Consider the following 24,496-nt stretch of genomic DNA (forward strand, 5'->3'; position numbering starts at 1 on the left):
TTCCCGGGGTCATCCCGGAGCAGACCGCCCGGCGCTTTCCCTGTCCGCGGATCGCAGGAGATGTTGCTTTTTATCATCATGCATAACGGTGGGACAACTGCCGGAACATACAGGCGGATAAGAGCTTTACCTGGAGGAGAATGAATGGAGCAGGAGATCATTTTAGAGGCCCGGAATATCACAAAAGTATACCCGGGCGGCGTTGTGGCAAACCATAATGTCAATCTGCAGATCAAAAAAGGTGAGATCCATGCGCTGGTCGGAGAGAACGGTGCAGGAAAGTCAACTTTGATGAAAATGCTGTTTGGTATGCTGGCACCGACGGAAGGCCAGATCTTTGTGGATGGAAAAGAAGTACACTTCTCTTCATCCAGCGATGCGATCGCGGCCGGACTCGGCATGGTACACCAGCACTTTATGCAGGTCCCGTCCATGACTGTGGCGGAGAACCTGATCCTCGGTGCAGAGCCGGGAACCGCACTGAAAGTAGACAGGAAAGAAGCAGTGCGGATCACGACAGAACTTTCCGACAAATACAATCTGAAGGTAGAGGCAAAAGAAAAGGTCGAAGACATTTCTCTTGCCATGCGCCAGAAACTTGAGATCTTAAAGGCACTCTACCGGGGCGCGCATATCCTGATCCTGGATGAGCCGACAGCTGTGCTGACACCGCAGGAAACAGAGGAACTGTTTGAACAGTTAAAACTTTTAAGAGAACATGGCCACACGATCATCTTCATCTCACACAAACTAAATGAAGTCAAGGCACTCTGCAACCGCATGACGATCCTCAGGGACGGAAAGACCATGGGAACGTATGAGATCTCAGATCTTGATGAGAGGGAGATCTCCCGCCTGATGGTCGGCCGTGATGTCAGCCTGGATATTGAAAAAGAGGAGATGGAGTTTGGAAAAACCGTCTTTTCAGTAAAAGATCTTGTCTATGTGGACCAGTTCGGAAAGACGAGACTGGATCATGTCTCGTTTTCCATCAAAGAGGGCCAGATCCTCGGAATTGCCGGTATTGATGGAAACGGACAGTCGGAGCTCGTTGAGGCGATCGTCGGAACCTTAAAGCAGCAGCAGGGAACGATCACGATGAATGGAAAGGATATTTCTAATGCTTCGGTACTCGCCCGTCAGGAAGCAGGAATCTCCCATGTCTCAGAAGACCGTATGAAATTCGGAACGGCTCCGAAACTTTCCCTGGAGGACAACACGATCTCAAAGGTTTACTATACGGATAAATTAAAAACACACGGACTTCTCGACAGCAAAAAGATCAGCGAGTTTACAAACAGGATCTTAAAGGAATTCCTCGTAAAATACGATAATTCCAAACAGTCCATCGCGGAACTTTCCGGTGGTAATGTCCAGAAGGTCGTTGTTGGCCGTGAGTTTGACTATGAACCGGATCTCCTGATCATGAACCAGCCGACGCGCGGAATCGATGTCGGTGCGATCGAGTTCATCCGGAAAAAGATCGTTGACATGAGAAGCAGAAAGAAAGCGATCCTGCTCGTCTCCGCGGATCTGAGCGAGATCCTTTCCCTGAGCGACACGATCCTCGTCATGCATGAAGGCCGGATCGTCGGACATATCGCGGATGTGAAGAAGACATCGGAGAACGAGCTTGGTCTTTACATGCTCGGTGTAAAAGAAGATTCCAAAGAGCAGATCGGAGGTGCCTGCTGTGAATAAGAAATTTACCATCGTAAGACTGCTCTGTGCATTCGGGATCGCCATTGCCCTGTCTGTGGCAGTCATCTTCGCAGTCAGTGAAGAACCGGTGACAGCGATCTACAACCTGTTTTTGGGACCGCTGCAGTCGAAACGTCACTTTTTTGAAGTATTTGCGAGCAGTGTGCCGCTGATCTTTACAGGACTTGCGCTGGGACTTGTCTTTAAGTCCGGAAACTTCTCGATGATCGCGGATGCATGTCTGTATACAGGCGCGGTCGTGACCGCGGCGCTTGCCATCAAAACATCTCTTCCGTTTGCAGTCCACCCGATCGTCATCATGATCGCGGCAGCGGCAGTCGGTGGAGTGATCGGCAGCATCCCGGCTCTTTTGAAAGTGTATTTCCACACAAATGAACTTGTAACTTCCCTGATGTTCAACTATGTATTCTTCTATCTCGGGATTTACAATGTGACAAAATTCCTGGCAGACCGCGAGGCGGGAACCTTTGCATCAAAGAAATATCAGGCGACGGCAGCACTCGGAAAGCTGATCCCGGGGACAAATTTCCATGTTGGATACCTGATCGCGATCGCGGCCGTGATCGCCTTATACATTTTTGTATACAAGACGAAATTCGGATATGAAGTGCGCATCTCCGGAAGCAATCCGGAATTCGCAAAATATTCCGGGATCAGGACAAGCCGTGTCATCATCATGACCCAGATCATTGCAGGTGCTGTTGCCGGTCTCGGCGGTGCCGTGGAGCAGATGGGAATGTACCAGCGTTTCAACTGGCAGGATTCCCCGTCTTACGCATGGGACGGTGTCATCATCGCGATCCTGTCCGGCAACAATCCGAAAATGGTCCCGTTTGCCGCGTTTTTCCTGGCATACATCCGTGTCGGTGCGGACCTCATGTCACGCCGCTCTGATGTACAGAATGAGCTCGTTTCGATCATCCAGGCCGTTCTGATCCTGTTTGTAACGGCAGAGCGGTTCATGGCGGGATGGAAACAGCGCGAAGAAGCGAAAAAAGCACTGAAAGGGGAGGCGTAACAGATGAATCTTTTACAGGAAATTTTAAAAACATTAAGTCTCCCGGAGTTCTACTTCGCGATGTTCCGAAGCGCGACGCCGGTGCTCTTAACAACACTTGGCGCGATGATCTCGTCCAGATCGGGGACAAGCAATATCGCACTGGAAGGAACGATGCTGATCTCCGCGTTTGTCGGCGTTGTCGTCAGCGCCTTTTCCCACAGCGCATGGATCGGATTCCTGGGGGCGGTATTTGCAGGATTTGTTGTCAGCAACATTCTCGCCTACTTTATCCTGAAATTAAACTCCAATGCGGTCATTTCCGGTATCGCATTAAACACGTTTGCATCAGGAGGAACGATCTTCGTCCTCTATCTGATCACGGGGGAAAAAGGCGCATCCACATCCCTGGAATCTTTAAAACTTCCGAGTTTAACGATCCCGGTCGTAAAAGACATCCCGGTGATCGGTGCTGTCCTTTCCGGACATCATGTCCTGACATACACAGCACTTGTTTTAGTGGCAGTTGTATGGTATATGTTTAAGTACACAAGACTCGGTATGCATATCCGTGCGGTCGGGGAATCTCCGGATGCGGCGGAATCAGTCGGCATTCCGGTAAAGCGGATCAAATATATCGCACTCTGCCTGAGCGGGATCCTGACAGGTATGGCGGGCGCCTTCCTGTCCATGGGATATGTAGGACTTTTCTCATCCGGAATGACTGCCGGACGCGGTTATATCGCACTGGCGACGCAGGCGATCGCGGCGGGAAATGCAGTGATCGGAATGCTTGCATCCCTGCTGTTCGGATTCTGCCAGAGCCTTGCGAACTATCTGCAGAATTCTTCCATTCCGCTTCAGTTTATCCAGATGATGCCTTATCTCATCATCATCATTGCCTACACGATCTACTGCGCGATGGTAGAACATAACAAGAAAAAGAAACAGATGAAAGCTGCGGCTGGGAAGTGATCCCGGCCGGAGAGGAAACAGCTCCTGGGAACGGGAGCTGTTTTTAGAAGACAGAAAGGAGAATGAATCTATGGGTCATGTAACAGAACTTCACCTACATCTGGACGGCTCACTCCGCCCGGAGACAGTCTGGGAGCTTGCGAAAGAACAGGGGATCAGGCTTCCTGCGGAGAGCGCGGAAGAAGTAAAGTATAAAATGGAAGTGCCGGAAGACTGCAGGACACTGGAGGAATATCTGGAGCGCTTTGATCTTCCGCTTCTTGTCCTTCAGAGAGCAGACGCGATCGAGCGTGTGACTTATGAGCTTGTGGAAGATCTTGCAAAGGAAGGTGTGGATTATGCGGAGATCCGCTTTGCACCGCAGCTTTCCGTAAATGGCGGTCTGACGCAGGATGAAGTTGTCGAGGCAGCGATCCACGGTGCGGAGCGCGGCATGAAGGCCTATCCGGAGATCCGTGTCGGACTGATCCTCTGCTGCATGCGCGGAGCAGACAATGAAGCGTTGAACATGCAGACGGTGGAGACAGCGAAAAAGTATCTTGGACCAGTCGTGTGCGCGGTTGACATTGCCGGCGCGGAAGGCCTGTTCCCGACGGAAAACTTTGCACCTGTCTTTGCGAAAGTCCGTGAATACGGAATCCCGATGACGATCCATGCAGGAGAGGCTGCCGGACCGGATAGCATGAAGACAGCGCTTTCCTTCGGGACAAAGCGCATCGGACATGGAGTTGCGGCGATCAATGATCCGGAACTGATCCGGAGACTGATCGACGAGAATGTGACACTTGAGGTATGTGTGACGAGCAATTACCACACAAAAGTTGTCCCGGCGATCGAGATGCATCCGATCCACAAGCTTCTCGATGAGGGAGTCCATGTGACAGTAAACTCTGATAACCGGACATGTTCCAGAACGACACTTCAGAAAGAGAAGGAAGTCTTAAAGGAACAGCTCGGATTCAGCGACGAGGAGATCGAAAAGATGCAGGAATATGCCTGGGAGGCAAGATTCCTGAAATAAAAGGAATAAGATACAGGAAAGCGACAGAATGAACGAAAAAACTCCGGAAATTCTGTCGCTTTTTCTGTACTAAAAAATATATATTCCATTAAACGGAATGAAAATCGTCAAAAATATACAAAAATTGCCCCATGAAATTGTAGTGTATGCCAAAGATGGGAGGAAAAGTCACTTGACATTGCATTGAAGTGCGGAAAATGTTAAAATAGATAAAACTAATTTCAGTTTACGGAATACAATTCCACTACACGGAATGAACAAAACAAATGACGAGCGATGCTATACGGCAGCTGTTTGAACGCAGATAAGCATTCCCCCGCTTCAAGTGCGCGGAGCACTAAGCGGTGGGTGAGTGGGATGCTTATGTCAGTGGGAGTTGAAAGCTCCCACTGACAGATCGCGAAGCGACTGCGTTCATGAGCAAGTAGCGAAGCGGATTGCGAATGTCCGCTTTACTAGCTGCTGCTGCGACAACAAGTGGAGGCAATTATGCAGTTAGTTGATCGCGCACTGAGTGCGCTGGAGGTCCTGAGCCGGAACATGGATGGCTTGTCCGTTACGGAACTTGCAGAACAGCTGAATATCCCGGCAAGTTCTACCCATCGGATACTCACAAGTCTGAAAGGAAATCACCTTGTTGTTCAGGATGCACAGACAAAAAAATATCGTCTGGGATATAAAATCTGCGGTATTGCGGCAGGTGTTGTAAAGGGAAGTGCACTCACACAGACAGCACAGACATCGATGCAGAAACTTGCAGAAAAAATTGACAGGAATGTAGTCCTCTGTATCATGGAGCACGGCGTCGCCATGAACATTGCATGCAGTGAACGCGGCGATTCCAATATGTACATGATGAAGATCGGTCATGTGATCCCGTTTTATTCTACCTCTGCCGGCCGTGTGTTTATGGCGTATATGGACAGGAAACAGGCGCTTGAGATCCTGGAAAAAGAGACGAGAACAAAGACTACGCCGAATACAAAAACAGGGCTGCAGGAGTTAAATGCAGAGCTTGACCGCATCCGCGCCCAGGGATATTCCGTGATCGATGAAGAACTGCAGCTTGGTATCCAGGGCGTGGCGTGCCCAATCTTTGATATCAACGGGGAGCCGGCGGCAGCACTGGCATTTACTTCGCTGAAAGACGGAAATGAAGAAGAGATGCAGGAACGGATCCGCCTGTTAAAGGCATATGCGGAAGAAATTTCTGAGGCAATCCGGTAAAGAAAAAGGAGGAACGTTATGAGTGAGTACAGCGTAGAGTTAAAAGGCTTAAACAAGGTATACAGCAACCTCTTAAAAGAGGATACAGTAGCGTTGAAGGATATCAATCTTCAGATCCGGCCGGGTGAGTTTATCTCGATCATCGGTCCGTCCGGATGCGGAAAATCAACACTTTTACGGATCATCGGAAACCTCGACAAACCGACATCCGGCACGATCGAGTACCGTGACGGCGCAGACCAGCAGATGGGCTTTGTTTTCCAGGATTCTGTCCTGCTTCCGTGGAAGAATGTAAGACAGAATGCGGAATTTCCGCTTGTGATCCAGAAAAAACAGACGGAAGAGAATGAAAAAAAGCTCGATGAACTCTTAGAACTTGCAGGACTTTCCGAGTTCAAGACAGCGCTCCCGCGAGAACTTTCCGGCGGTATGAAACAGAGGGTTTCCATCGTCCGTGCGCTTTCCTACGATGCGCCGCTGCTCCTGATGGATGAGCCGTTCGGTGCGCTGGATGCCCTGACGCGGGACCATTTAAATGAGGAGCTGCTGAAGATCTGGCAGAAGACGAAAAAGACGGTCATCTTTGTCACACACAGCATTGAGGAAGCGACGTTCCTGTCAGACCGGGTGCTCGTCATGTCGGCGAGACCGGGACGCGTAAAGGAGATGGTCGAGATCGATCTGCCGCGCCCGAGGGGAGAAGCGACAAGAAATGATCCGAAATTTACAGAATACAATAAGTACCTGAGGGGGATCATCGGATGAAGAAAAATGGAAAACTTCAGGGTGTCTTAAGAACGATCGGGGAGTATGCACTTTCCGTCGGTGTCTTTATTGCGATCTGGTGGATCTACGTTGCAGTGAAACATGTACCGGCGTACATTCTGCCATCGCCGCCGAAAGTATGGAACAGTCTGGAAAAAATGTTTGTAAAGGGAACGGTTTATCCCCATCTCTGGACGACAACATATGAGGTCATTCTCGGGTTTGTGATCGGAGCGTTTCTCGGGATCGTACTTGGATATATATTTATCAAGGTCGATGCGTTGAAAACGATGCTGATGCCGTATCTGATCTTTCTGCAGACAGCGCCGAAGATCGCTCTTGTTCCGCTGTTCGTTATCTGGTTCGGGATCGGACTTGTATCAAAAGTTGTCCTGATCATTTCCATGGTACTGTTTCCGGTATTGTCAGGCATGATGCTGGGATTGGAATCGATCCCGCCGGATGTCAGAAACCTGATGAAGATCTTAAAGGCATCAAAATGGCAGATCTTTTCACAGGTTGAGATGCAGTATTCACTTCCGGCACTTTTTGCGAGCATGAAAGTGGGGATCGTCCAGGCAGTCATCGGAGCGATCGTTGCAGAATGGATGTCGGGAAAACAGGGCCTTGGCTACATTTTAACATATGCATCATCGACATATGACACACCGATGCTGCTCGCAGGCATCATCGTAACGATCATCCTGGGAATCGCGACATACCAGGTGATCAGCGTGCTGGAAGATAAATTCCTGTACTGGCATGAGTCAAAGAACTGATAAGGACTGCGCCTGTTCGGAAAAGACAAAGGAAGAAAGTTTTTGGAGGAGATTTGTGTGAATTTTACATCGGCTTCATCACCGACGATGAATGGAAAAATGCCGCATATCCAGTGTACGGCAGATGATATTGGAGAGATCGTGCTGCTTCCGGGGGATCCGGCGCGCGTATCGATGTTTGAGGATCTGCTGGAAGATTACAGGATCGTCAGCAATTACCGGGAATACGTGGTTGGGACAGGATATTACAATGGCATTAAAATTACAGTGTGTTCCACAGGGATCGGCGCACCGTCAACAGAGATCGCTGTGATCCAGCTGATCGCGCTCGGAGCAAAAGCATTGATCCGGATCGGCGGAACAGGTGTCCTGAAGGAAGAGGTGCCGTGCGGCGCTATGGTATTAAACACAGGTGCTGTCCGGAGAGGCGGTTCATCGTGCTTTTACGCACCATCGGAATACCCGGCGCTGGCATCGTTCGAGGTCCTGGACTGTCTGAAACGTGCGTGTGAAGAGAGAGAACAGCCATATTCCATGGGAGTCTGCATGTCGGTCGGCTCTTTCTACCATGGTCAGGGACGTCAGATGCCGTTTGAAACGGGATATGATGAAAATGCGGTCCTGGAACAGTATAAAAAATGGAACATCCTGAACATGGAGATGGAAGCGGAGACGATCTTCACGCTGGCGTCATTGAACAATGTTTTCTCGGGAAGTATCTGCGCGGTACACTGCAACCGGATCACGGACCAGTGGCTGGTGGATTTTGAACCTGCGCAGAAGGAAATGTGCAGAACGGCACTGGCAGCAGGAGAAAAATTATATAAGGAATATCTTCACAGAAAATAGCGGAAAAAGATACTGCGGATAACGGATCTATGATAATGACCCGGCCGGAGACGGCAGGGAAAATTATAAATGCCGGGAATATCACCCGGCGGGAGCAAATGTATCATCCATTATGAAAAGGAGAAAGAGAGTACTATGAGAAAGAAAATTCTTGCAACCGTACTGACAGCAGCCATGGCAGTGTCCATGCTTGCAGGATGCAGCTCTGACAGCGCAAACAAAGCGAGTGAGGCAGCCGCAACAACAGCAGCAGAGACAACTGCTGCGGAAGAGAGCAAAGCAGACGAAACAACAGCAGCCGAGGCAAAGGATGCAGGAGACTTAAAGACTGTTTCCATCCAGATCGACGGTTCCGCTGTTCCGTATTACGCACCGTTATATCTTGCACAGGAAAACGGATACTTCGCAGAAGAAGGTCTGAATGTAGAGTTTTATTATGCAGCAGCTGCTGATATCGTAAAGAATGTCGCAGCAGGAAATGTTGAGTTCGGTTTCCCGAATGCAGATGCAGTTGTAGCTGCAAAAGCACAGGGAATCCCGGTAAAGGTTGTTCACACAACATACCAGGAAGGTCTTGGAGCGATCATTTTCGGAAGTGATTCCGGAATCAGCACACCGGCTGACTTAAAGGGCAAAAAAGTAGCGGTAACAAGCCTTGGAAGCGCAAACTATTTCCAGCTTCAGGCAGCTCTGGAGTCCGCAGGACTTACCATCGACGATGTTCAGGTTGAGATCGTTGGTACAGGTGCGATCCTGACAGCTCTCACTGAGGGTCAGGTCGATGCGATCGTATTCTCCAAACTCAGAACGATCGAGTTAAACAACTCTGGTTTCGCTGCAAGCGAGATCACATGTGACCAGTTCCTTCCGTCCTTCGGAAACGTATTAGTTGCAGGCGACGCACTTGTTGAGAAAGATCCGGAAACAGTTGATGGCTTCTGCCGCGCATTAAACAAAGCGATCGAATACATCATCGACGGCCATGTAGAAGAGGCAGTTGATATGTCCATCGAGAAATATGCACCGACATTCGCAGAAAAGAGAGATGTTGTTGTCCAGATCTTAAATGATGTATTCGTAAAGACATTATGGCAGAGCGACTACACAGCAGAGAACGGAATCGGCGCATCTAATCCGGAGAAGTGGCAGGCACTCATCAATAAATCCAAAGAGATCGGCAACATCGATGAGACCTTCGATGCAGCAGAGCTTCTTTATACACCGGCAAAATAAGAGAGAACAAAGATTTCCCAGCTCCGGGCTGGAAGAGTTATGAGGTGAGAGATGTTTTACAGAAAATACAGAAAAATCATTCTTCCGGCATTGTTTCTGCCGTTGTTTCTGATCGTGTGGGAACTGTATATCCGGCTCTTTCATGTACCGAATTATCTGCTTCCCGGCCCGGCAGAACTGGCAGATTCAATGGTAAAGCTGTTCGTCAGCGGTGATATCATGAAACATATCCGTGTCACGATGGAAGAGATCCTTATGGGAACCGTGATCGGTATTGTGATCGGACTGATCCTCGGGTATATTATGGCGAAGATCCGGTTTATTGAACGCCTGATCATGCCGTTTGTCATCATTATCCAGACAGCGCCGAAGATTTCCCTCGCACCGTTATTTATCCTGTGGATGGGACTCGGCATCGAATCAAAGGCAGCCCTTGTTATCCTGGTCGTATCATTCCCGATCATGATCAACGAGGTGTCCGCGATCCGTTCCATTGAAGATAATGTATACAATCTGATGAAGGTGCTCAAAGCCAGCAAATGGCAGACATTCTGTAAGATCGAGGTTCCGTATTCCATCGAAATGATGCTGTCCGGTATCAAGCTTGCCCTGACACAGGCGATGACAGGTGCTGTTATCGGCGAGATGATCGGAGCCAAAGCGGGACTCGGATATCTGCTGACACTGGGAAGCGAGACATATGATATCAAGATGATCTTAAATGCAGTCATCCTCTTAAGCGTGATCGGTCTGGCGCTGTATCTGATCTCGGAATTTGTCGAGAAAAAGGCGCTTTACTGGAAAGTCATCGATAAGAGTGTGGTCGGTTAAAAATCAAAAGAAAAACAGGCAAGGTTCCCCTGCGGCGCATGATGCTGCAGCGGGGACCTTGTTTTTTCTTTAGCCGGCCATCATGTGGATGGGGAGAGATCGTTACTGCTCGCGTTATTCACCGGCTGCAGTCCGGAGTATTTTATGATGGTAAATCATATGGAATGATGATATACTTAACTTATATGCGGATCGCAGAATATCTGTAATTTTTCATGTCTGCAGGATACAATTCAGAACGGTCCATGCAAGAGTGCGATAGAAATGGAGAACGAATCTATGAAAAAAATGATTTCCTGGAACGTAAACGGCCTTCGTGCCTGCCTGGGAAAGGGATTTTTAGAATATTTAAAGGAGACGGACGCAGATATCTTCTGCATCCAGGAGAGCAAGCTGCAGGAAGGCCAGGTAGATCTGGATCTTCCGGGATATCACCAGTACTGGAATTATGCGGAGAAAAAAGGATATTCCGGAACGGCGATGTTTACGAAGGAAGAGCCGGTCGCAGTGACTTACGGACTCGGGATCGAGGAACATGACCATGAAGGCCGCGTGATCACGGCAGAATTTCCGGAATATTACGTGATCACCTGCTACACGCCGAACTCCCAGGACGGGCTGAAACGTCTGGATTACCGGATGCAGTGGGAGGACGCGTTCCGGACGTACCTGAAAGAGCTGGAGAAAAAGAAGCCGGTGATCTTCTGTGGCGATCTCAATGTAGCCCACAACGAGATCGACCTGAAGAATCCGAAGACGAACCGGAAAAATGCGGGATTCTCCGATGAGGAACGCGCGAAATTCACGGAGCTCCTGGGCGCCGGATTTATCGATACTTTCCGGTATTTTTACCCGGATCAGGAAGGGATCTACTCCTGGTGGTCTTACCGGTTCTCGGCGAGAGCAAAGAACGCGGGATGGCGGATCGACTATTTCTGCGTTTCCGAGGGCTTAAAGGACAGGCTGGTGGGCGCAAAGATCCATACGGAGATCATGGGAAGCGATCACTGTCCGGTGGAGCTGGATATCGACTGATAAATAGTGGAATGCTGAACGTCGGAAAATCAACGACGATAGATCGAAATAAAACAATGGCAGGTTGACATAACATGAACTTAGTAACGGCAGAACATCTGACGAAATCATATACAGAACGATTACTCTTTGACGATACCGATTTTTCCATCAACGAAGGCGATAAGATCGGTCTGATCGGGATCAACGGAACAGGAAAATCCACCTTATTAAAGATGGTGGCGGGACTTGAGGAGCCGGACTCCGGCCGGATCGTCCGGGGAAGAAATCTGGACATCCGCTATCTTCCGCAGAACCCGGTATTCCACCCGGGAGAGACGGTGTTAGAGAGTGTTTTAAGGGAAAATGAGGGACATGAGCACGTCTGGGACCTTGAGAGCCAGGCGAAATCCATGCTGAACCGCCTCGGGATCCCGGATTTTAACGAGAAAGTGGAACATTTGTCCGGCGGACAGAAGAAGCGCGCGGCATTGGCATCGGTGCTTTTATCGACAGCGGAGCTTCTGATCCTGGACGAGCCGACGAACCATCTTGACAGTGAGATGGCGGACTGGCTGGAAGATTATTTAAAGAAATTTAAGGGCGCGCTCCTGATGATCACCCATGACCGGTATTTTCTTGACAGCGTGACAAACCGGATCGTGGAGCTCGATAACGGAAAACTCTACAGCTATCAGGCAAACTATGAGGGATTCCTGGAACTGAAAGCGGAGCGCATGGACATGGAAAAGGCGTCCGAGCGCAAGCGCCAGTCGATCCTGCGGACCGAGCTTGCCTGGATGCAGAGAGGTGCGAGAGCACGTTCCACAAAGCAGAAAGGCAGGATCCAGCGCTTCGAGGCACTGCGGGACAAAAAGGGACCGGTGGAAGACGGAAAAGTCGAGATGGAGTCGATCTCCAGCCGCCTTGGGAGGACGACGATCGAGATCACGGATCTCTGTAAATCATACGGGGACAAGGTCCTGATCAAAGATTACACCTACTTTTTCTTAAAAGATGACCGGATCGGTTACATCGGACCGAACGGAAGCGGAAAATCGACGCTGATGAAGATGATCGCGGGTTGGGTAAAACCGGATTCCGGTACGATCGAGATCGGGCAGACCGTAAAACTCGGCTATTTCTCCCAGGAAAACGAGGACATGGACACGAGTCTCAAGGTCATCGACTACATCAAGAATGTCGCAGAGTATGTAAAGACGAAGGATGGCAGCATCAGCGCATCCCAGATGCTGGAACGGTTCCTGTTCCCGCCGTCTGTCCAGTACACGGTGATTGAAAAACTGTCCGGCGGCGAGAGAAGACGTCTGTATCTCTTAAAGATCCTGATGAGTGCACCGAATGTCCTGATCCTGGACGAGCCGACGAATGACCTTGATATCCGCACCCTGATGATCTTAGAGGATTATCTTGACAGCTTCCAGGGAATCGTGATCACGGTTTCCCATGACCGGTATTTCCTGGATCGTGTGGTCGGAAGGATTTTTGCGTTTGAAGGAGACGGAAAACTCCAGCAGTACGAAGGCGGATTCACGGATTATCAGGCAGCGAAGGCGGAGCGGGAGGCGAAGCTTGCGGAGAGCACGGCGGAGAATCCGGCATCTGCGAAGAAGTCTGCGGATAAGGGGAACGGGACAGCCGCAGAGGGCGATCCGGAAGGAAATGCGCCGCGGACAAACGTGAAACCTAGGGAAAAGAAGCTGAAATTCAGCTACAAAGAGCAGCGGGAGTGGGATACGATCGAGGACGATATCGCGAAGCTGGAAGAGGCGGTTGAGAACCTGGAAAAGGAGATCGAGGCGTCCGCAACGAACTTTACGAAGCTCAATGAGCTGATGAAGGAAAAGGAAGAGAAGGAAGCTGCGCTCGAGGAGAAGATGGACCGCTGGGTATATCTGAACGACCTGGCAGAGCAGATCGAGGCGCAGAAGAATAAATAATACTCATGTCGGGGAAAACGGGGGATTTAAAATGGCAGAATATCGAAACAGTAACAGAATCCTGTATCCACTTGGTGTCACGCAGGAAGAAAAAAGCGCTCATATCCTGGTACAGGGACACGGAGAGGAGGTTTTCCTGCTCTTATACCGGCCGGGCGAGAAGAAGCCATGTGAGAAGATCCCGTTTGATCCGAAACACCGGATGGGAGATGTCTGGTCACTGGAACTGGATCGGGCTGATCTTGCATCATTTGAATATAATTTCATGATTGATGGAAAAATTGTGGCAGATCCCTATGCGCGGATCCTTACCGGGCGTGAAAAATGGGCGGACCGGAAACGTGCCGGAAAGCCGGTGCAGTGCCGGGTATTGTCGGAAGCGTTTGACTGGGAAGATGATGCAAATCCGGAAATTCCGTATGCCGATACGATCCTCTACAAACTTCATGTCCGTGGATTTACAGCGCATGCGTCCTCGAATGTTTCTGCCCGCGGAACGTATGCAGGCATCGTGGAGAAGATCCCATATCTGAAAGACCTCGGGATCACGGCGGTGGAGCTGATGCCGGTGACGGAGTTTGACGAGGTCATGATGTCGTCATCCGGAAATGGATTTCATGATGCGAAACCGGAACCGACGGGATATATCAATTACTGGGGATATGGACCGTCATATCTCTATGCGGTGAAGTCGGCATATGCGTCTCACGGGGAGATGTCGGCGGAGAGCGAGTTTAAAACGCTGGTAAAAGAGCTGCACAGGGCCGGGATCGAATGTATTCCGGAACTGTATTTTACCGGAAAAGAACTTCCGGGGGAGATCGTATCGGTCCTTCGCTACTGGGTAGAGGAGTATCATGTGGACGGCTTTCACCTGTTGGGATTCCCGAATCTTTTGCTGGCGGCGGAGGACCCGTTCTTAAAGAGGACGAAGCTTTTTGCGGAAAACTGGAACGAGGTGATGGATCGCCGCCCGAAAAAGGGCTATATCACGCCGGGAGACGGTCCGGTTTCCGTTGCGGAAAAGAATCTTGCCGAGTACAACATGCAGTTTATGGAGGATATGCGCCGTTTCTTAAAAGGTGATGAAGGAATGCTCCAGGCGTTCGAATTCCGGAACCGCAGGAATCCGGCGGAGTATGCGGTTGTCAACTACATGGCGAACACGAACGGCTTCACACTGATGGATGCGGTCTCCTACGACCGGAAGCACAATGAGAAAAACGGTGAGGAGAACCGGGACGGAAGCGATTACAATTATTCCTGGAACTGCGGAGCGGAGGGACCGACGAGAAAGAAAAAGATCGTGGAGCTCAGAAAACAGCTGATCAAAAACGCATATCTGCTCCTGTTTTTGAGCCAGGGAGTACCGCTTTTGATGGCTGGCGATGAGTTTGGAAACAGTCAGGACGGCAACAACAACGCCTACTGTCAGGATAATGCGGTCTCATGGTTAAACTGGAAGCTCCTGGAGACGCATAAGGACCAGGTGGAGTTTGTGAAACGCCTGATCGCCTTCCGGAAATCCCACAAGATGTTCCACATGGACCGGGAACCACGGATCATGGACTACAAGTCCTGCGGCCGTCCGGATGTCTCCTACCACGGCGAAAACGCCTGGAAACCGGAATTTGAAAATTTCCGGCGGCAGTTCGGGATCCTGTACTGGGGCGCTTACGCAAAGAAACCGGACGGGACGGATGACGCGAACTTTTATGTCCTCTACAACATGCACTGGGAACCGCATATGTTCGGGCTTCCCCATCTGCCGAAAGGCGCGAAGTGGCATGTGATCTGCAGCACGGCGGATCCGGATGTGGAAGATCTGCCGTCTGATGGAACCGGAGAAGTCCTGAAAAACCAGATGATGCTGGCAGTGCCGCCGCGCGGGATCATGATCCTCGAAAGTGTTGCGGATCCGGATGAGGGGAAGGAGACGAAAAAAGGAAAGAGCGGGAGCAAAAAAGAGAAGAATGAGAAGACAGATCTGGTCGAAAAGTCCTGTGAAAAGGAAGAGAAAAGTACACCAGAAAATGGAAAAGAGCTGTAAAAGTAAATAAACTGAAAATTGTGCACTGCGTTCCTGGATATAAAAAATCCCTGCCATGAGATGAGAACCGCCGGAAGCTTAAGAACTTCTGTTTTGCGGTATCATTTCAGTGGCAGGGATTCTGCTTATTCCGGATAAACCAGCTGCTCTTCCCGGATATTCTCAAGGACCTCATCATAGAACTTTCCGGCAAGATATTTTGCCATCGGAAGGTTCATATCGAGATAGTTTCCGCAGTCGCGGGCAGCGGCACCCGGAACATCTCCCTCAAAATCGCGGATGAAGAGGAACATTTCCTGGAGGAGCGGCACGATATCTGCGGATTCGTAATCACCCACGAGGAGCAGATAGAAGCCGGTCCGACATCCCATCGGTCCGAAGTAGAGAACTTTATCTTTGTATACGCGGTGGTTTCTTAAGAAAGTCGCACCGAGATGTTCAATTGTATGGATCTCAGCAGTATTCATGACCGGTTCGTAGTTTGGACGGGTCATACGGATATCGAAGGTGGTAACATGATTGTCTCCGGCGATATCTCTCCGGGATACATAAACACCCGGAACCAGTTTCAGATGATTGACAGTGAAGCTTGTGATCTTTTCCATAATAAGATACACCCTTTCATGAGTTTTACAGATTGTTGTCCGCAGACGTGATGATGTCTGCCTGTATCAGTTTTATTATAAAGGGAATGGGGAAAGAATGCAAGTTACTGTGCGATGGCAGAAATTTCCCCTAAAATGAAAATTTAAATTCCACTTCTCCAAAGGGCGGTGGAGTTTACTCTTGCACAGTTGATATTTACTCATGCATACTGATATGATACTTTAATCGTCCTTCTGACAGCAGTAGAAGGAGTTTGACTATGAGTAAATATATCCCAGGCAACCAGAAGCATCTCACCATAGAGGATCGTATCTATATCCAGAATGAACTGGATAAGGGTACATCCTTTAAAGATATTGCCCGCTTTCTCTGTAAGGACCCTACTACGATTTCAAAAGAAGTGAAGGCCAGAAGAGCCTCCGATTGGTTTCACAAAGGGACTTTTCTTAATGCGAAGAACTTCTGTACCAAGCGTTTCCGTTGTAAGAAAACGAATGCCTGCAATAAGATCCTTCTTTGCGGCGTTAAATGTGCTTCCTGTCCCACCTGTAACCAGACCTGTCCGGATTTTCAAAAAGAACGCTGCAGCAAACTTGATCGGGCTCCCTACGTCTGCAATGGATGCAGTAAAAAGATCAATCATTGTACGATTGCCCACAAATATACCTACAATGCCAGGTTCGCTGATCGGAAATACCGGGAGTGTCTCAAGGATTCCAGGTCCGGAATCGCTATGACCAGACAGGAACTCCACAAAAAGGATAAGATCATCACTCCTCTGATCGATCAGGGCCAGTCTCCTTACCAGATCGTTGCAAACCATCCGGAATTGAATCTTTCCGTCCGCAGCGTTTACAACTACCTTGATATGGGACTTCTGACTGCCAGAAACGTTGATCTGAAACGTAAAGTGAAGTTTAAACCCAGAAAAGTCCATAAATCACAGATATCTGACCGCCGTGTCTTTAATGGCAGAACTTACGCTGATTTTCAACAGTTGCACCTGGAATCTTTTGTAGAGATGGACACCGTCCACTCCGCTGTTGGTTCCTCTAAAACACTGCTTACCTTCTTTTTTACAAGGGAAAAGCTGTTTCTTGCGTTCCTCATGAACCGGAATACGGAAGGATCTGTACGACTCGTTTTGGACCGTTTAGAAAAGCGTTTTGGTACCTTCGATTTCCTGACTCTGTTTGAATATATCCTCACCGACAGAGGCGCTGAATTCGGTGATCCTGATTCTCTCGAAACCGGTGTTACCGGTATCCAGAGAACCAACATTTATTACTGTGATCCCATGAGAAGCGGACAGAAAGGCGGCATTGAACAGGCACACACCATGCTCCGCATGATACTGCCGAAACGAACTACCTTTGAATTCCTGACTCAATGGGATGTGAATCTAATCACCAGCCACATCAACTCAACACCGCGGGAGAGTTTGAATGGGCGTACACCGTATGATGCCGCCCTGGAGGCTTTTGGGGAAGACGTCTTAAAAGCGTTTCAGCTTAGGCGTATTGACCCTGACAAAGTCATCTTAACACCTAAGCTGATCCGCTATAACCACTAACCCATGAAGAAATCTGCTGTCAGACTGGAAGTAAACTTTTCACATTTTTCAAATGTGGCTGGTGGAATTTAGTCGTGCACACCGACCTCCAGCAGCTTGTTTGCCATACAGAAAAACAGAAAATTTCGCCATAGATTACTTGTATTATAGCATAGATTCCGCTTTTCTTCTTAAAAATCACTAGATTATAAGCAGCTTTTAAAAGAACGGTGGAATTTACTTTTACACTGGAATTTACTTTTTCAAGTCAGCGGCAGAAATTTCCCCCCAATTTTTGGAAACAAAAATGTCGTATGATCCGGTTATGAGCGCAGATTTTGCCGCTCCGGAATCCAAAGCATCGGCAAGATCCCGGGGAGATATTGCGCTTCAATTTGACCTTGTTTCGCAAGAATATTTGTACTATAATAACTGTTAACGGGATTTTGGGTAACTAGAATAACGTCCCATAAGGAGTAGTTATGAAATTACTGGCATATGAAGTAGACAAAAGATCATTTTTAGGTATTTTCAATGAGGATGAAACCTGGGTTTATCCGATTTCGGCAGCGGGAATGGAATACCGGTCCATGAAGGACCTGATCCGCGAGGCAGGACCATCTGAGATGGAAATGCTGGATTATATTTCAAAAAAGGCACCGGGGGATGTGACCGGAGCAGCACCAGTGGAAGAAATCAAGATAGTTTCTCCGATCCCGGAGCCGGATCAGGATATTATCTGCCTGGGGATCAACTATATGGATCATGCGGCGGAATCTGCGAGGTTCCAGAAAGAGGAGTTTGCGAGACCTGAGAAGGCAATCTATTTCTCCAAGCGCGTCAACCGGACGAATGATCCGGACGGGATCATTCCGGCACATAAAAATTTGACGAACCAGCTGGATTACGAGGCAGAGCTTGCGGTCATCATCAAAAAAGATGCGAAAGATGTGAAGCCGGAAGAAGTAAAAGACTATATTTTCGGATATACGATCATGAATGATGTCAGCGCCAGGGAGGTGCAGACGGAACATAAACAGTGGTACTTTGGAAAGAGCCTGGATGGTTTCACACCGCTCGGCCCGTGTATCATGACGGTCGATTCCACTGCGTTTCCGCCGGTGTTAAAACTCCAGTCAAAAGTAAACGGAGAACTCCGTCAGGATTCCAACACGGGACTTTTTATCCATGGAATTGAAGAAGTGATCTGCGAACTTACAAAAGGAATGACATTAAAGGCAGGAACGATCATCGCAACAGGAACGCCGGCAGGAGTCGGCATGGGATTCGTACCGCCGAAATTCCTTAAGACAGGCGATGTTGTGGAGTGCATTATCGAAGGGATTGGAACTCTTAAGAATACTGTTGGGGAGTAAAATGAGAGGGGATTGCTTCATGCATGATCGAATGCGGCAAGAACCGGTGTGACGATAAAAAAGCACATCTCATAAAATGAAAAGTTGCCATGAAGGGAGCAAAAAAGTCAGTCAGAATGAACTGCACCCCATTTGTTAGACAGTATGGTATACTATCTAACAAGTGGGGTGTTTTGTTATGCCAAAAGGAGTACCAAACAAACGATATACGCCGGAATTCAAAAAACTGGTGATTGAAACTATGCAGGAAGAGAAATTAAGTTACAGCGAAACCTGTCGTAGATTTGAGGTAAACAGCAGAGATCGAATCAAATCATGGGAGCGAATCTATCTGGAGGAAGGGCCGGAAGGCTTTGCCGTCGAACGGCGTGGCCGCAGCAGTAAGGGTCGTCCGCCAAAGCAGCTGCCGAAGCAGGTAGAAGAAGATCTGCTGGCCGAAGTGCAGCGACTGCGTGCGGAGAACGATTACCTAAAAAATTTGCAAGCCTTGGTTTTGGAAGACGAGCGACACCAGCACAAAAAACGCTGGTAGTTCAGAAGCTAAGGCAAAAACACGCACTCAGTATTCTGCTCTCAATCGCTCAACTGCCCCGTGCAACTTTCTACTATCATTTGAAGCAGATGCAGAAAGAAGACAAATATGCATCTGTTAAGGAAGAAATCACAACGATTTACCATGAAAACAGGGGTCGATACGGCTATCGCCGGATCACGGCAGAACTTCGCAAGCGTACATTCTCTGTGAACCACAAGACTGTCCAGCGGCTTATGAAAGAGTTGGGCTTAGTTTGCCGTGTCAGGATGAAGAAGTATCGCTCTTATAAGGGAGAAGTGGGCAAAATCGCACCAAATCTGCTAAATCGGGATTTCCATGCCGAAAAGCCGAATCAGAAATGGGTCACGGATGTGACGGAGTTCAGCCTGTTTGGAGAGAAGCTCTACCTGTCCCCGATTCTCGATCTGCACAGCAGCGATCTGGTCAGTTACACCATATCGGATCATCCTGTACTCAGCATGGTAACCACCATGCTGGACGAGGCGTTTGCAAAGATCCCGGCCGGAACACGCCTGATTCTCCACTCTGATCAGGGTTGGCAATATCAACACAAGCAGTACCAGCGGATGCTTCGCGAGAAGGGGATCCGACAGAGCATGAGCCGCAAGGGAAACTGTCTGGACAATGCTGTGATAGAAAATTTCTTCGGACTGCTCAAAAGTGAACTGTTATATCTGCAAGAATTTCAATCCATGGAACACTTCAAACAGGAACTGATCGAATATCTGGATTACTACAACAACCGCAGGATCAAGGCAAAGCTAAAGGGCTTGCCGCCTGCAATTCACAGACAGCAAGCCCTTTCGGCTGCTTGAACAATTTTTACTTCAAAATATTGTCTAACTTTTGGGGGTCACTTCAGAATGACTGGCTGCTCTTTTCGTGGCTTTTTGTTTCATAGGGAAATTCCGGAGGAACTTCCTGTGAAACAAAAAGACATTGTGCGTCTAAGATGCGCACTCGCGTGAAAGAGAAAGATTGTCGCAAACGACCGCGCGGTACAGGACTATGCCGGAGCATAATCCTTTCGGGCATCCAGCTGCCGGTAAATGCCGTCGCAGCAGCAGACTTTGACATAAGGAGAGAACAAAAGTGGAAGATATACGCGAAATGTTGAAAAAGGTGGCAGCAGGCGAATTGTCTGTGGATAACGCTGTCCTGGAACTGAAAAAGGAGCCGTTTACGGCGGCGGGATATGATGATCTGGGATTTGCAAAGCTGGACACGCACCGGAAACTGCGCCAGGGCGCGGCGGAAGTGATCTACGGGGCGGGAAAGACCCCGGAGCAGATCGCCGGGATCGTGGAAGCAATGAAAAAACGCGGGCAGGAGACGATCCTGATCACGCGGGTGGATGAAGAAAAAAGTTTAAAAACAGAGAAACTGCTGTCGGAAATCTATCCGAACGGCAGCGGATACCGGTATTTTAAGGATGCGAAGGTCGCGATCTGCGGAAACTTCCCGGAAAAAGACGGCGTCGGCACGATCGTCGTGGCGACCGGTGGGACCAGCGATATCCCGGTGGCGGAGGAAGCCGCGCTTACGGCCGAGGCACTCGGAAATCAGGTGGAGCGCCTCTATGATGTGGGAGTTGCGGGACTTCACCGCCTGATGTCCCATATGGATTCGATCATGAATGCCCGCGTGATCATCGCGATCGCGGGGATGGAAGGCGCACTCGCAAGCGTGATCGGCGGTCTTGCGGACTGTCCGGTGATCGCGGTGCCGACGAGTATCGGGTATGGGGCGTCCTTCGGCGGTGTTTCCGCACTGCTTTCCATGCTGAACTCCTGCGCGAGCGGCGTCAGCGTGGTAAATATTGATAACGGATTCGGAGCCGGGTATCTGGCGAGCATGATGAATCATATGCGTGGATGATATTGGAGATAAGCGGAGGTATTTCGAATGAAAACATTATATTTTGACTGCGGAATGGGCGCTGCGGGAGACATGCTGATGGCGTCCCTCTATGAGATCTGCCCGGACAAGGCAGGATTTTTAAAGACAATGAATGAGATGGGGGTGCCGGGACTCTCTGTTGAGGCAGAACCGGCTGTGAAGTGCGGGATTACTGGAACGCATATGAAGGTGACGATCCACGGAGAGGAAGAGGAGAGCGTGGATGTGGATCTGCAGGAGCATGTACACGACCACGCAGAGCAGCATGACCATGATCATCACGAACATTGCCACGACCACGAAGCGGCGGGGAACCATCACCACCATGAGACTGAGGCCCATCACCATGAGATGGCCGCTGATATGGCGGACAATACTCACATACATGCATACGACCATGATCACCAGCCCGATCATGACCACCATGATGAGCACGACTTCCATCACACTCATACCCACGAGGAAACTCATACAAAAGAGGATTCCGGCCACCCACACCATCATCACACAAGCATGGCTGGGATTTCTCACATTATTGAACATTTAAATCTGCCTGATGAGGTCAAAAAAGATGTTGTTGCGGTTTACCACTTGATCGCCGAGGCAGAGTCCCACGTCCACGGTAAGACTGTCGAGGAGATCCATTTCCACGAGGTCGGCACTGCGGACGCGATCGCGGATATCGCCGGAGTCTGCCTCTTAATGCATATGATCGCCCCACAGAAGACCATCGCATCCCCGATCCATGTCGGAAGTGGAAACGTCCGCTGTGCGCATGGAATTCTGCCGGTCCCGGCTCCGGCAACCGCCTTTATTTTACAGGGACTTCCGATCTACAGCGGTACGATCAGAGGAGAACTCTGCACGCCGACGGGCGCAGCGCTCTTAAAACATTTCGTGACAGAATTCCGGGAAATGCCGGTGATGCGGACATCCGCGATCGGCTATGGTATGGGAAAGAAAGACTTTGAGCGCGCGAACTGTGTGCGCGTCCTTCTCGGTGAGACGGAAGAGAGCGGAGATGAGGTAGCAGAGCTTTCCTGCAATCTCGATGACATGACCCCGGAAGCGCTGGGCTTTGTTCAGGAGATCCTGTTTGCAGCAGGCGCCCTGGAAGTCTATACGATCCCGATCGGCATGAAAAAGAGCCGCCCGGGCATTCTCCTGACCTGCATGTGCCGCTGCGGAGATAAGGAGAAGATGATCTCATTGCTCTTTAAACACACGACAACACTTGGAATCCGTGAAAATATCAGCAGACGCTATACTCTTACAAGAACCATGAAAGAACACGAGACTCCGTATGGCGTGGTTCGCGAGAAGATCGCGGAAGGTTACGGCGTGAAACGCGGAAAACTTGAGTATGAAGACCTTGCGAAGATCGCGAGAGAGCAGGGGATGAGTCTTGGTGAAGTCAGGAAGATCGTAAAAAATAATCAGTAGAGAATGACAATAATAGTGAACTACATCGGCAATTGAATAACCGAGGATTCCGGCTTATTATCCTAAGCGGTGATTCCGGAATTATTACAGTGCATGGACTTCCTCAGCCCATGCACTGTCGATCTTTTGTTTCACAAATTGGAAATATTAAGTCCAACATTGTATCTTGCGCGGCTTTTGTGTCGGGTAGTTTACCATTTTTCTCTATAACCATAAAAGATAGATTCATAGCATAGTTTTTAAAGTTAAACCTGAAAACTATGAAAAAACAGCATGATACAGGATCCGTAGCGCCAACAAAAAAGAACCGGCATCTCATCCGCAGATGGAATACCGGTTCTTGTTACATGACGTTGTTATAACGCGCTTATTATAAATTAGCCAAAATATCTCTTTAAGAGACCAGCAAATGCCTTACCATGTCTTGCCTCGTCTCTTGCCATCTCGTGAACAGTGTCATGGATTGCATCAAGACCAGCGGCTTTTGCTCTCTTAGCGAGGTCTGTCTTACCAGCTGTTGCGCCGTTCTCAGCCTCAACTCTCATCTCAAGGTTCTTCTTTGTGCTGTCTGTAACAACTTCGCCGAGGAGCTCTGCGAATTTAGCAGCGTGCTCAGCCTCTTCGTAAGCTGCTTTCTCCCAGTAAAGACCGATCTCCGGATAACCTTCTCTGTGAGCAACTCTTGCCATAGCGAGGTACATACCAACCTCAGAACATTCGCCGTTGAAGTTTGCTCTTAAATCTTCAAGGATATCTTCACTTACGCCCTTTGCAACACCAACTACGTGCTCGGAAGCCCATGTCATATCGCCGGACTGCTCAGTGAACTTGGAAGCCGGAGCGCCGCACTGCGGACATTTTTCCGGAGCAGCCTCGCCCTCATATACATAACCACATACAGAACATACAAATTTCTTCATAGTATTTTTCTCCTTTTTAAGATTTATTATCTGGGATCAGGGAGTATCAAAATCTCTGATCATAAATGATGCAACATGGATCACAGTTATTTTTTAAAAAATAATAGTAACTGTTATCGTTATTATATTCTAATTGACAACGAATGTCAATAGAATTTTTGAATTTTTAGCTTTTCTTTTTCAGACAGTCCTCGCATTCGCCGTAAAAGAAAACAGTGTGGGAGTCAACGCGTCCCGGAAACGGGGCGGAGAGAAGATCCGATGTATCATGAACCAGCTCGAGAGGCATATCAATGATCGCTCCGCAGGTCCTGCATACAAAATGGTAATGTGGATCAGTATTGTAGTCAAAGTGCTCTGAGCCGTCCCCGCTGGAAAAACGCTGGATCTCGCCCATATCCGCCAGAAGATTTAAATTGCGGTACACAGTCCCCAGACTGATTTTTGGATAGTCTTTGCTGATCGTCACATAGACGGCATCGGCGGTAGGATGATCAGTGCGGTTCTTCAGGCATTCCCGGATGGACTCACGCTGGCGGCTGAATTTTAATGCTTTCATGGGAAACCTCCTTTCTGGATCATTTCTAAATTTAAATAGACAATAATAATGATAATTGTTACTGAAATAATAACATCATAACTTTTGAAAGTCAAGTATCTGTGATAAAAAGTTACAAAACAGAAGAACAAAAATTCCTTGAAAATGAAATGTGAGGTGTT

At 49.0% G+C, this 24,496-nt stretch carries 22 protein-coding genes; 19 read left to right on the forward strand and 3 right to left on the reverse strand.

The window, feature by feature from the left end; all coding sequences use genetic code 11:
- Nucleotides 1–144 precede the first annotated feature (144 nt).
- The 13 genes from ACXMYH_RS01085 to ACXMYH_RS01145 all read left to right on the forward strand — a co-directional run bounded on the left by ACXMYH_RS01085 (nt 145) and on the right by ACXMYH_RS01145 (nt 15,424).
- Nucleotides 145–1,701: an ABC transporter ATP-binding protein gene (locus ACXMYH_RS01085; RefSeq protein WP_405578722.1), complete on the forward strand. Its 1,557-nt coding sequence runs from the start codon at nt 145–147 to the stop codon at nt 1,699–1,701.
- Nucleotides 1,694–2,740 carry an ABC transporter permease gene (locus ACXMYH_RS01090; protein WP_486555339.1) on the forward strand — a complete coding sequence of 349 codons (1,047 nt, stop codon included), beginning with the start codon at nt 1,694–1,696 and terminating at the stop codon, nt 2,738–2,740. Before ACXMYH_RS01085 ends, ACXMYH_RS01090 begins: the two co-directional genes overlap by 8 nt.
- A gap of 3 nt (nt 2,741–2,743) precedes the next feature.
- Complete coding sequence (locus ACXMYH_RS01095) at nt 2,744–3,694, forward strand: ABC transporter permease (protein ID WP_118298391.1); 951 nt, start codon at nt 2,744–2,746, stop codon at nt 3,692–3,694.
- Between the two features lie 70 nt (nt 3,695–3,764).
- A complete protein-coding gene (add, locus tag ACXMYH_RS01100; protein WP_486555340.1) occupies nt 3,765–4,715 on the forward strand; it encodes an adenosine deaminase in 951 nt (316 codons plus the stop codon).
- Nucleotides 4,716–5,204: 489 nt separating this feature from the next.
- Nucleotides 5,205–5,942 carry an IclR family transcriptional regulator gene (locus tag ACXMYH_RS01105; RefSeq protein WP_118532617.1) on the forward strand — a complete coding sequence of 246 codons (738 nt, stop codon included), beginning with the start codon at nt 5,205–5,207 and terminating at the stop codon, nt 5,940–5,942.
- 18 nt (nt 5,943–5,960) lie between these two features.
- Entirely contained in the window at nt 5,961–6,707 is a 747-nt protein-coding gene (locus tag ACXMYH_RS01110; protein WP_118298388.1) for an ABC transporter ATP-binding protein, read from the forward strand.
- The gene (locus ACXMYH_RS01115; RefSeq protein ID WP_118298387.1) at nt 6,704–7,486 is read left to right on the forward strand and encodes an ABC transporter permease; all 783 of its coding nucleotides are present in this window, start codon (nt 6,704–6,706) and stop codon (nt 7,484–7,486) included. The genes ACXMYH_RS01110 and ACXMYH_RS01115 overlap by 4 nt, the downstream gene beginning before the upstream one ends.
- A 57-nt stretch (nt 7,487–7,543) precedes the next feature.
- Nucleotides 7,544–8,335: a nucleoside phosphorylase gene (locus ACXMYH_RS01120; RefSeq protein WP_243016026.1), complete on the forward strand. Its 792-nt coding sequence runs from the start codon at nt 7,544–7,546 to the stop codon at nt 8,333–8,335.
- 135 nt (nt 8,336–8,470) lie between these two features.
- Nucleotides 8,471–9,568, forward strand: a complete 1,098-nt coding sequence (locus tag ACXMYH_RS01125) for an ABC transporter substrate-binding protein (RefSeq protein WP_118298386.1) — start codon at nt 8,471–8,473, stop codon at nt 9,566–9,568.
- Nucleotides 9,569–9,619: 51 nt separating this feature from the next.
- Nucleotides 9,620–10,399 (forward strand): ABC transporter permease, encoded by a 780-nt coding sequence (locus ACXMYH_RS01130; RefSeq protein WP_118298385.1) that lies wholly within the window; start codon nt 9,620–9,622, stop codon nt 10,397–10,399.
- A 279-nt stretch (nt 10,400–10,678) separates the two neighbouring features.
- Nucleotides 10,679–11,434 (forward strand): exodeoxyribonuclease III, encoded by a 756-nt coding sequence (locus ACXMYH_RS01135; protein WP_118532611.1) that lies wholly within the window; start codon nt 10,679–10,681, stop codon nt 11,432–11,434.
- Between the two features lie 74 nt (nt 11,435–11,508).
- The gene (locus ACXMYH_RS01140) at nt 11,509–13,374 is read left to right on the forward strand and encodes an ABC-F family ATP-binding cassette domain-containing protein (RefSeq protein ID WP_486555341.1); all 1,866 of its coding nucleotides are present in this window, start codon (nt 11,509–11,511) and stop codon (nt 13,372–13,374) included.
- 31 nt (nt 13,375–13,405) lie between these two features.
- Nucleotides 13,406–15,424 carry an alpha-amylase family glycosyl hydrolase gene (locus tag ACXMYH_RS01145; RefSeq protein WP_486555342.1) on the forward strand — a complete coding sequence of 673 codons (2,019 nt, stop codon included), beginning with the start codon at nt 13,406–13,408 and terminating at the stop codon, nt 15,422–15,424.
- 125 nt (nt 15,425–15,549) lie between these two features.
- Here the strand turns inward: ACXMYH_RS01145 and ACXMYH_RS01150 are convergent, their stop codons facing one another.
- On the reverse strand, nt 15,550–16,029 hold the full coding sequence (locus ACXMYH_RS01150; protein WP_118298381.1) for an S-ribosylhomocysteine lyase: 480 nt from the start codon (nt 16,027–16,029) through the stop codon (nt 15,550–15,552).
- Between the two features lie 260 nt (nt 16,030–16,289).
- On the opposite strand from ACXMYH_RS01150, the gene ACXMYH_RS01155 reads away from it, so the two are divergent.
- The 6 genes from ACXMYH_RS01155 to larC all read left to right on the forward strand — a co-directional run bounded on the left by ACXMYH_RS01155 (nt 16,290) and on the right by larC (nt 22,856).
- Complete coding sequence (locus ACXMYH_RS01155; protein ID WP_486555343.1) at nt 16,290–17,603, forward strand: IS30 family transposase; 1,314 nt, start codon at nt 16,290–16,292, stop codon at nt 17,601–17,603.
- Between the two features lie 461 nt (nt 17,604–18,064).
- Nucleotides 18,065–18,958 carry a fumarylacetoacetate hydrolase family protein gene (locus ACXMYH_RS01160; RefSeq protein ID WP_486555344.1) on the forward strand — a complete coding sequence of 298 codons (894 nt, stop codon included), beginning with the start codon at nt 18,065–18,067 and terminating at the stop codon, nt 18,956–18,958.
- Nucleotides 18,959–19,136: 178 nt separating this feature from the next.
- The gene (locus tag ACXMYH_RS01165; protein WP_118655571.1) at nt 19,137–19,490 is read left to right on the forward strand and encodes a helix-turn-helix domain-containing protein; all 354 of its coding nucleotides are present in this window, start codon (nt 19,137–19,139) and stop codon (nt 19,488–19,490) included.
- Nucleotides 19,484–20,329, forward strand: a complete 846-nt coding sequence (locus ACXMYH_RS01170) for an IS3 family transposase (RefSeq protein WP_118655573.1) — start codon at nt 19,484–19,486, stop codon at nt 20,327–20,329. The genes ACXMYH_RS01165 and ACXMYH_RS01170 overlap by 7 nt, the downstream gene beginning before the upstream one ends.
- Nucleotides 20,330–20,624: 295 nt before the next feature.
- On the forward strand, nt 20,625–21,392 hold the full coding sequence (gene larB, locus ACXMYH_RS01175) for a nickel pincer cofactor biosynthesis protein LarB (RefSeq protein ID WP_329752571.1): 768 nt from the start codon (nt 20,625–20,627) through the stop codon (nt 21,390–21,392).
- Between the two features lie 27 nt (nt 21,393–21,419).
- On the forward strand, nt 21,420–22,856 hold the full coding sequence (gene larC, locus ACXMYH_RS01180; RefSeq protein WP_486555345.1) for a nickel pincer cofactor biosynthesis protein LarC: 1,437 nt from the start codon (nt 21,420–21,422) through the stop codon (nt 22,854–22,856).
- Nucleotides 22,857–23,233: 377 nt separating this feature from the next.
- On the opposite strand, the gene ACXMYH_RS01185 is transcribed toward larC, so the two are convergent.
- Both ACXMYH_RS01185 and ACXMYH_RS01190 read right to left on the reverse strand, forming a co-directional pair.
- The gene (locus ACXMYH_RS01185; protein WP_118298377.1) at nt 23,234–23,776 is read right to left on the reverse strand and encodes an NADH peroxidase; all 543 of its coding nucleotides are present in this window, start codon (nt 23,774–23,776) and stop codon (nt 23,234–23,236) included.
- A gap of 166 nt (nt 23,777–23,942) precedes the next feature.
- A complete protein-coding gene (locus ACXMYH_RS01190; protein ID WP_118603999.1) occupies nt 23,943–24,335 on the reverse strand; it encodes a Fur family transcriptional regulator in 393 nt (130 codons plus the stop codon).
- Nucleotides 24,336–24,496: the final 161 nt, after the last annotated feature.

This window comes from Pilosibacter sp. NGB245, assembly GCF_057397225.1.

What these genes read in the sequence shown, in the direction of transcription:
- ACXMYH_RS01085 (WP_405578722.1), top strand. Translation starts at nt 145, where the DNA reads ATGGAGCAGGAGATCATTTTAGAGGCCCGGAATATCACAAAAGTATAC.
- ACXMYH_RS01095 (WP_118298391.1), top strand. Translation starts at nt 2,744, where the DNA reads ATGAATCTTTTACAGGAAATTTTAAAAACATTAAGTCTCCCGGAGTTC.
- add (WP_486555340.1), top strand. Translation starts at nt 3,765, where the DNA reads ATGGGTCATGTAACAGAACTTCACCTACATCTGGACGGCTCACTCCGC.
- ACXMYH_RS01105 (WP_118532617.1), top strand. Translation starts at nt 5,205, where the DNA reads ATGCAGTTAGTTGATCGCGCACTGAGTGCGCTGGAGGTCCTGAGCCGG.
- ACXMYH_RS01110 (WP_118298388.1), top strand. Translation starts at nt 5,961, where the DNA reads ATGAGTGAGTACAGCGTAGAGTTAAAAGGCTTAAACAAGGTATACAGC.
- ACXMYH_RS01115 (WP_118298387.1), top strand. Translation starts at nt 6,704, where the DNA reads ATGAAGAAAAATGGAAAACTTCAGGGTGTCTTAAGAACGATCGGGGAG.
- ACXMYH_RS01125 (WP_118298386.1), top strand. Translation starts at nt 8,471, where the DNA reads ATGAGAAAGAAAATTCTTGCAACCGTACTGACAGCAGCCATGGCAGTG.
- ACXMYH_RS01130 (WP_118298385.1), top strand. Translation starts at nt 9,620, where the DNA reads ATGTTTTACAGAAAATACAGAAAAATCATTCTTCCGGCATTGTTTCTG.
- ACXMYH_RS01135 (WP_118532611.1), top strand. Translation starts at nt 10,679, where the DNA reads ATGAAAAAAATGATTTCCTGGAACGTAAACGGCCTTCGTGCCTGCCTG.
- ACXMYH_RS01140 (WP_486555341.1), top strand. Translation starts at nt 11,509, where the DNA reads ATGAACTTAGTAACGGCAGAACATCTGACGAAATCATATACAGAACGA.
- ACXMYH_RS01145 (WP_486555342.1), top strand. Translation starts at nt 13,406, where the DNA reads ATGGCAGAATATCGAAACAGTAACAGAATCCTGTATCCACTTGGTGTC.
- ACXMYH_RS01150 (WP_118298381.1), bottom strand. Translation starts at nt 16,029, where the DNA reads ATGGAAAAGATCACAAGCTTCACTGTCAATCATCTGAAACTGGTTCCG.
- ACXMYH_RS01155 (WP_486555343.1), top strand. Translation starts at nt 16,290, where the DNA reads ATGAGTAAATATATCCCAGGCAACCAGAAGCATCTCACCATAGAGGAT.
- ACXMYH_RS01160 (WP_486555344.1), top strand. Translation starts at nt 18,065, where the DNA reads ATGAAATTACTGGCATATGAAGTAGACAAAAGATCATTTTTAGGTATT.
- ACXMYH_RS01165 (WP_118655571.1), top strand. Translation starts at nt 19,137, where the DNA reads ATGCCAAAAGGAGTACCAAACAAACGATATACGCCGGAATTCAAAAAA.
- larB (WP_329752571.1), top strand. Translation starts at nt 20,625, where the DNA reads ATGTTGAAAAAGGTGGCAGCAGGCGAATTGTCTGTGGATAACGCTGTC.
- larC (WP_486555345.1), top strand. Translation starts at nt 21,420, where the DNA reads ATGAAAACATTATATTTTGACTGCGGAATGGGCGCTGCGGGAGACATG.
- ACXMYH_RS01185 (WP_118298377.1), bottom strand. Translation starts at nt 23,776, where the DNA reads ATGAAGAAATTTGTATGTTCTGTATGTGGTTATGTATATGAGGGCGAG.
- ACXMYH_RS01190 (WP_118603999.1), bottom strand. Translation starts at nt 24,335, where the DNA reads ATGAAAGCATTAAAATTCAGCCGCCAGCGTGAGTCCATCCGGGAATGC.